This is a genomic window from Lihuaxuella thermophila, from assembly GCF_900110165.1.
In the GTDB taxonomy this organism is placed as follows: Bacteria; Bacillota; Bacilli; order Thermoactinomycetales; family Thermoactinomycetaceae; genus Lihuaxuella; species Lihuaxuella thermophila.
On the sequence record NZ_FOCQ01000028.1, the window covers coordinates 1 to 6,862 of the forward strand.

A 6,862-nucleotide genomic window follows, 5' to 3' on the forward strand; every position below is an offset into this window, starting at 1 on the left:
TACACCTATGACGCCGATAACAAGCTCAAAACCGTAGCCGAACCCAACAGCAACCAGACGGACTACACCTATGACAAAAACGGAAACGTAACCCAGCGGAAATACACAGCAGGCACGGCTGTCACTACCCATGATTTCGCCTATAACTCTTTGAATCAGCTAATCCGGATCAAAGAAAACGGGCAGGTCGTGGGTCAGTTCACCTATAACGAAACCGACCAGGAAGCGGGCCGCAAAACCGGAGACGGGACCTCGACGGTCAACAAATACAATGGTGCCGGGGATCTGGTCGAGCAAATGATCATCGACAAAAACGGTGAGATCATCGACAGCTTTCAATACACCTACGATGCCAAGGGAAACATCACCCGGATCGTATCCAAGGCTGGAACCACCTCCTATGTCTACGACGAACTCGACCAGCTCATCAAAGAAACCAGACCCGATGGAACCATCTATGAATACACCTATGACGCCGTCGGAAACCGTCTCACCAAGAAAGTGACCCAAGGCGGAAACACCACAACCACCACCTATACCTACGACGATGCCGATCAACTGACCGCTGTTAACGGGACAAGCTACACCTATGACGCCAACGGAAATTTGATCAGTGACGGAAACCGCACCTACGTGTATGATGCCGAGAACCGTCTCACCGCCGTCAAGGACAGCAGTGGAGCGACCATCGCTTCCTTCACCTACCGGGCCGACGGCATGCGGAAAACCATGACGACTTCATCGGGAACCATTACGTTCCACTACGATGAGAATAAAAATGTTACCTATGAGACGGATGGAAGCAACAACATCGTAGCCAGATACACCTACAATTCCGACAATCTTCCCGTCAGCATGACCCGTGGGGGGAAAACGTATTACTATCAGCTCAACTATCGCGGCGATGTAGTTGCTTTAACAGATGCAAATGGGGCTGTAGTGGCTACCTATGAATACGACGCGTATGGTAATCTGATAAAAGAAACGGGTACCGTAGAAAACCCTTACCGGTATGCTGGGTATCGGTATGATAAGGTAACTGGGTTCTATTACTTGCAGAGCAGGTACTATAATCCGGATACAGGAAGTTTCTTAACAAGGGATACTTTTGAGGGAGAAGAAAAAGTACCCTTGAGTCAAAATCGATATACTTATGCACATAATAATCCTGTTATGAATACTGATCCAACAGGTTATGTTATTCCAGTAGTTATTGCTGTCGCTGTAAGAATTATACTTAGAGCTTTGTATTATGCTTTGCTTGCGGGGTTTTCGAATGCATTTATAGGGTACCTTAGCACAGGAAAATGGGAGTGGAAAGACTTTTGGCAAGGGTTTGGTGGTTATTTTGTTTTGGGAATCGCAAAGAAATGGGGAATGGTTAAAAGGCTAGGATGGATGCTATGGAGATATCTAAGAAGGGCTATTCCAAAGTGGGGAAGGGCTTCCTATTATAGAGGTAAGTATTATGCCTTGAAAATATACTACAATGCAAAGTGGTATTTGAGATGGAGAGTACGTTCGTTATTTTAAAAGAAAATCAATTTTACCTTACGTCACTGCATTTTGTGACGTAAGGTAAAATTTTATGTGTCCAGTATATTTTTAAAGGCAACCTTAAGGAGTTCAGTTATTGAAAAAAAGATCTGGAGGAATGATGATTGAAAAATAAAATCTTAGAAATCTTTAACAGAGTGGTTCTATTAACTGTTTTGTTTTTGGTGCTTGGTATTTTTCTTTATTTATTAGATGTAGGATGGGTTAAAGAACTATGGCATAAGGGAAATTGGATTTTGATGTATTTGTTTTTAGTTATTGCAAGCATAGTAGGATCTTTTGCAACACATAAAAAAAATTGGATAACCTCTACTTTTGTATTAACTTTATTCGTTTTCGTTATTTATCGCTTAGTTATTTGGACTCTTAATTATATGAAAATGAATTAGAATTGAGCCTCTTCAAAAAATGGTGAGATGATCGACAGCTAATACACCTACGATGCCAAAGAAAATGTCACCCGTATCGTATCCAATGCTGGAACCACCTCCTATGTCTACGACGAACTCGACCAGCTCATCAAAGAAACCAGACCGGATGGCACCATCTATGAATACACCTATGACGCCGTCGGAAACCGTCTCACCAAGAAAGTAACTCCTTCCGGGGGAACAGCAACCACAACCACCTATACCTACGATGACGCTGATCAGCTGACCGCAGTCGACGGGACAAGCTATACCTATGACGCCAACGGGAATTTGATCAGTGATGGAAATCGTACCTACGTGTATGATGCCGAGAACTGTCTCACCGCGGTCAAGGACAGCAGTGGAGCGACCATCGCCTCCTTCACCTACCGGGCACGGCATGCGGAAAACCATGACGACTTCATCGGGAACCATTACGTTCCACTACGATGAGAATAAAAATGTTGCTTATGAGACAGATACAAACAACCAAGTGGTAGCCAGCTATACCTATGGTTCTAACAATGAGCCTATAAGCATGACTCGTGGAGGACAAACTTACTACTATCAGTTGAATGGTCATGGGGATGTGGTTGCGCTTACTGATTCTAGTGGAGCTGTGGTTGCAACATACGAGTATGATGCCTATGGAAACCTGTTGAAGGAAACTGGGACGATTGAAAACCCTTATCGGTATGCAGGATATCGGTATGACAAGGCAGTAGGTCTGTATTATCTACAGACTCGTTACTATAACCCAAGTACAGGTAGGTTTTTAACAAAAGATACGTTTGATGGATTTAATCAAACCAAACCTCTCAGTTTAAACAAATTTGCTTATGTCGAAAATAATCCAGTATTGTATACAGACGAAGATGGCCGATGGGCGAAAAGACGATATTGGCGAATTTTAGTGTATGAGTACAATTATTTTACTATGTATATTCCACAGTACCTCATTGACCAAGCTGCGTATTGGATAGGGATTCCATCTACGATTAGTAAATATCTTTCAGGTCCTCAAAAGAAACAAATGAAGGAAAAAGCCGTTAAAGCTTATAGAAAGCTCATAAGAAAACTTAAATGGTTCCGTTGGAATGCACGTGCAGTAGGTAGATTTTTGGGACTTGGTATTGCATCATTGTGGGTGTTTAGTAAGATTACTGGCAGTAGAGGAGTTACACTCGGTATTAGTCTTTTGGTTATTAAAGGTAGATGGTGGGACAATTATTATTGGCAGGCTTGGATTGCCCCAGGGCGTAAACGCTACTATATAGTATGATTACTATACTTCATGAAATTAACAGCAATAATCGCTTAAAGAAAGCAATAGCTTTATATGAGCTCAGCCATCCATTACTGGATGGCTGAGCCCAGTATTTGAAAAACTAAAAAGCTTTAAAATCACTTTTGCTTCCTTAAGGCTTTAATCATTTTTATAGTGGAGGATAAAAATTACATGTCGAGATTGTTTAAAGAATTACGTGATCGGTTTGGTCCTGAATTTAAACAAGGAATGAGGTTTGTCACTATATATTTATTACTGAATCTCATTCTTCAAGTTTTATTTTTCTTGATATTACTTCATCTACTTCATGAGATTAACTTGATCAATTCTTTAATGTGGATTGAAAATAATTTAACATATATTAGTTGTGCAGCTTTCCTAGTAATTATCGCAAAGAACTTTATAACTAAATTGGATAAAAAAAACAAAATACCAAAAAAATTAGAGGGTACTTTATTTGAAAAATGGATTTTAGGTCCATATGATTTTATCTCAATACTTTTTGTTTGCATCTTTTTTCTTGTTCTTATTTGGGAAACTTTATTTACAAACTGACACCATAGTCTAGAAACAAAGTTGGATTTTTTCATGAGATACAAAAATATACAGTAAGGAGAATTGATTTGGATACAAAATATGAAGAAATAATAGTAAAGAACTTTTTTATTAAAAGAGTACAAGATAGGGTTATATTTGAATTATCTTGCCCCAAAAAACGGATCAATGCTCTAACTCGTTTATGCCATAATTATAAAAATACTCTTTATGAAAAATATCTAATAGAAATACCAAAGTCAAATTCTAATTGTGCTGAAATTGTAAGTTTGTTAAAGAAGTATAGAGCTGGGGACTTTTTTATGCCATATCTTTCAATAAAAACATTGATGGAAAACATTTGCCACTAATTTATGCTTTAGAAAAAGCAGTTGGTTACGGTTTACCATCTTTAATTTCATGTATACCTAATGAAATTGCCTACTTTGAAGCTGAACAGGAGTTCGGTCCACCTAAAAGATTTATTATAAAAAAAGGCTGAAATATTACGAAACCATCTCACCGCAGTCAAGGACTGCGATATCTGTTTGGGGTGCCCAATACTACTGGGCGCTTATACTAACGGGTATTGCCATTACCTATCTCGTTTACTACAAAAGGATTAAATCTGTTATCAATGCAATACAAGATCTCCGAGATGCTTATAGACTCATTCGTAGAGCCTTTCGTTACTGGTAAAATTATTTAAGTTGGGTGCTCTTTTTGCACCCAGTTTTATAACTATTTTAGAAGGTGGATTCATTAATGGAAAATCCTTTAATTATAGGAATAGTAGTAGCAATTGTAATCGCGATGGCGATGATTGTCATACCTCTTCAGATATGGGCAGAAAAAAGTAAAAACACCTTTATTAGGCTGGTTATTTTAGGTCCCATTTACATTCGAATGTTATTTGAGGAAGTTGAAGGTCTAGTAAATAGCATCAACGATCAAAAATATTTTCTCGCTTTTTTTTATGTATTAGTGATTTTTGCCATGTCTATCGTATTTATTATTGCGATTAATGAACGGTGGTTGTTTAATTTAATTAGAAAGAAAAAGACTAAAAAGAAACAGCTCCAAGATGATGATGATGAGATAAGTAAAAGCAATAAATAGCTCTTTATTTATGCTTTTTATTGATTTGCATATAGAAGTTAGATTTTAGCGGTCATCAACTGTCTCTCATTAACATGAACTTTTTTATTTGGTTAAACGTGTTGTTAATCGAAGTCTGGTCAGGATAAGAGTTAACTGAATGTTATTGTTTTACGCTGCTTTCATCGTGACTCAGGATCTTGATAAACAGAGCTGGACTTGTCTATTCGAAAAGCGTTTTTGGTCCAGGTGATTGACGAATGATTTCATGTATATGACTTATTTAAAAACAGCAAGCCCATTGGTTAGAATGGGTTTGCTGTTTTCCAAAAAGGAAGTAATAATTCATTATATTAATGATATATATACAATATAATACAACATCTAATAAAAGAAACAGCATAATAGAGTCCAAATAATAAGGACCTTTTACTTGGAGTGATTAAGTATGCGAGGGAAAATGAAATTATATAAAAGCGAAGATTTTACAAAAATAGAAGTCATGATGAATTCCGATGAAATAATGAACTTTGCTCATCGATTGGATGATCTAAGAAAGGGAGAAACACGGTTTCTACTTGAATCTATTGATACAAACCCCCAGATTCAAATTGCTTTCGAATGTGTAGAAAATGGACAAATCGAGAAATTAAAGTGGGATTTTAGGATGATTCTCATTAGTCTATTTTTCTTAATTTCCCTACTAGGTATCGGAATTACTTTGGTTGAATTAATTCGATTGTTATTTACGATCTAAATGAATCTGATGAAGTTTGAGGGGGGATAAAGATGTCGAAAGATAATCAAACCATATCAATGGAAGAAAATGATTCTTGTATCAGGATTGAAGTGAGATTAACAAAAAAAGATTTAAACGATCTATACAATAAATTAGAAATATTAGATGCCCTAGGAGAACAATTTACCTTTGGATATAACTCATATCCTAATAAATCACAACTGATTCTTTTATTTCGAAGGAAGCCAGATCCTGTAGAAAATGATTGGTTAGAAATATTTAATGCTATCATTATATTCGTTTTAAAGGGCTTTTTTTTCTTGTGGGTATTTACTATATATCTCGTTGGGTGTCTTGATTTTTAGAAAGTGACTACTGATAAAAGGTGATCATTGAAATTATGGGATAGAAAGGTATAAATTATGAAGAAGGGTTTTATTATGCTCATAATACTGATTATATTACTGATTTTCTTGATATTAAGTCCATTATTTGAATGGTTTTTAGACCCTTTTATCCGAGAGGCAATTGGTTTAGGAGAAGCACCGTATCAAAAAGTTGAAGATTATACCGTATCAAAAAGTTGAAGATTATTATGTTAAAAATATTATAGGAGCTTTAGGTGCTATTGTTGTCTACATGATCTGGCGTTTCATCAAAAGAAAGTAATAATGTTTTGTCTATTACTCAGCTGTGTCGATTATCCATAAAAAGGAAAAAGCGGGAGCCATATTGGCCAACTGTTCACTTCGTTATCTATTGGGTATGAATGACAAGCTGACCCCGAATACTTTTCCGAATTGATTGGAAAAACCCCCAAGCAGTGGGCGGAAAGCTCATCCCCTATAATCCGGCCAAAACGTACGTGTTCAGCGGGAATGTAAAAACAGTGAATGCCAATGGACAAGGCATGATTTACGTATTCGGCTATAAGGATGGCGTCTATCAAAACATTGCTTATCGGAGTGCCAGCATTACCGGAAATCAAATCCCCACCCGACTGCATGTCGTCATCCATCCGGGAGATTTCCCTGCCGGTATTAACCAATTACAGATTCGCGCCTATGTCTCGGCAGGAGGACAAGCAGGGGATTACTATTTCGACGGTCTTCAAGTGGAGGAAGAGTTTAACGGAGCCTACAACGTCCTGGAAAACGGGGATCTTGAACGCGATTCCGACCCGGCCGATAACATTCCGGACCGTTGGCTGGCCGACGGCAGCATGGAGATTTCCAC

Annotated in this window: 10 protein-coding genes; all 10 read left to right on the forward strand. The window is 37.9% G+C overall.

What is annotated here, in order from left to right; all coding sequences use genetic code 11:
* A partial coding sequence (locus tag BMW55_RS18705) for an RHS repeat-associated core domain-containing protein (protein WP_139179551.1) occupies nt 1-1,533 on the forward strand: 1,533 nt, incomplete at its 5' end.
* A 128-nt stretch (nt 1,534-1,661) separates the two neighbouring features.
* Nucleotides 1,662-1,946 (forward strand): hypothetical protein, encoded by a 285-nt coding sequence (locus BMW55_RS18710; protein ID WP_089973330.1) that lies wholly within the window; start codon nt 1,662-1,664, stop codon nt 1,944-1,946.
* Nucleotides 1,947-2,021: 75 nt separating this feature from the next.
* Entirely contained in the window at nt 2,022-2,420 is a 399-nt protein-coding gene (locus BMW55_RS20035; RefSeq protein WP_089973340.1) for an RHS repeat domain-containing protein, read from the forward strand.
* A complete protein-coding gene (locus tag BMW55_RS18720; RefSeq protein ID WP_170840025.1) occupies nt 2,380-3,249 on the forward strand; it encodes an RHS repeat-associated core domain-containing protein in 870 nt (289 codons plus the stop codon). The genes BMW55_RS20035 and BMW55_RS18720 overlap by 41 nt, the downstream gene beginning before the upstream one ends.
* 177 nt (nt 3,250-3,426) lie before the next feature.
* On the forward strand, nt 3,427-3,810 hold the full coding sequence (locus tag BMW55_RS18725; protein WP_089973333.1) for a hypothetical protein: 384 nt from the start codon (nt 3,427-3,429) through the stop codon (nt 3,808-3,810).
* A 68-nt stretch (nt 3,811-3,878) separates the two neighbouring features.
* Nucleotides 3,879-4,160, forward strand: coding sequence for a hypothetical protein (locus tag BMW55_RS18730; RefSeq protein ID WP_170840026.1), 282 nt, complete (start codon nt 3,879-3,881; stop codon nt 4,158-4,160).
* Nucleotides 4,161-4,554: 394 nt separating this feature from the next.
* Nucleotides 4,555-4,908, forward strand: coding sequence for a hypothetical protein (locus tag BMW55_RS18735; protein WP_089973335.1), 354 nt, complete (start codon nt 4,555-4,557; stop codon nt 4,906-4,908).
* A gap of 427 nt (nt 4,909-5,335) precedes the next feature.
* The gene (locus BMW55_RS18740) at nt 5,336-5,644 is read left to right on the forward strand and encodes a hypothetical protein (protein ID WP_089973337.1); all 309 of its coding nucleotides are present in this window, start codon (nt 5,336-5,338) and stop codon (nt 5,642-5,644) included.
* Nucleotides 5,645-5,676: 32 nt separating this feature from the next.
* Nucleotides 5,677-5,991, forward strand: a complete 315-nt coding sequence (locus BMW55_RS18745; RefSeq protein WP_089973338.1) for a hypothetical protein — start codon at nt 5,677-5,679, stop codon at nt 5,989-5,991.
* Nucleotides 5,992-6,449: 458 nt separating this feature from the next.
* Nucleotides 6,450-6,862: hypothetical protein (locus BMW55_RS18750; RefSeq protein WP_139179552.1), on the forward strand; the 413-nt coding region annotated here is incomplete at its 3' end.

What these genes read in the sequence shown, in the direction of transcription:
- BMW55_RS18720 (WP_170840025.1), top strand. Translation starts at nt 2,380, where the DNA reads ATGACGACTTCATCGGGAACCATTACGTTCCACTACGATGAGAATAAA.
- BMW55_RS18725 (WP_089973333.1), top strand. Translation starts at nt 3,427, where the DNA reads ATGTCGAGATTGTTTAAAGAATTACGTGATCGGTTTGGTCCTGAATTT.
- BMW55_RS18745 (WP_089973338.1), top strand. Translation starts at nt 5,677, where the DNA reads ATGTCGAAAGATAATCAAACCATATCAATGGAAGAAAATGATTCTTGT.
- BMW55_RS18740 (WP_089973337.1), top strand. Translation starts at nt 5,336, where the DNA reads ATGCGAGGGAAAATGAAATTATATAAAAGCGAAGATTTTACAAAAATA.
- BMW55_RS18735 (WP_089973335.1), top strand. Translation starts at nt 4,555, where the DNA reads ATGGAAAATCCTTTAATTATAGGAATAGTAGTAGCAATTGTAATCGCG.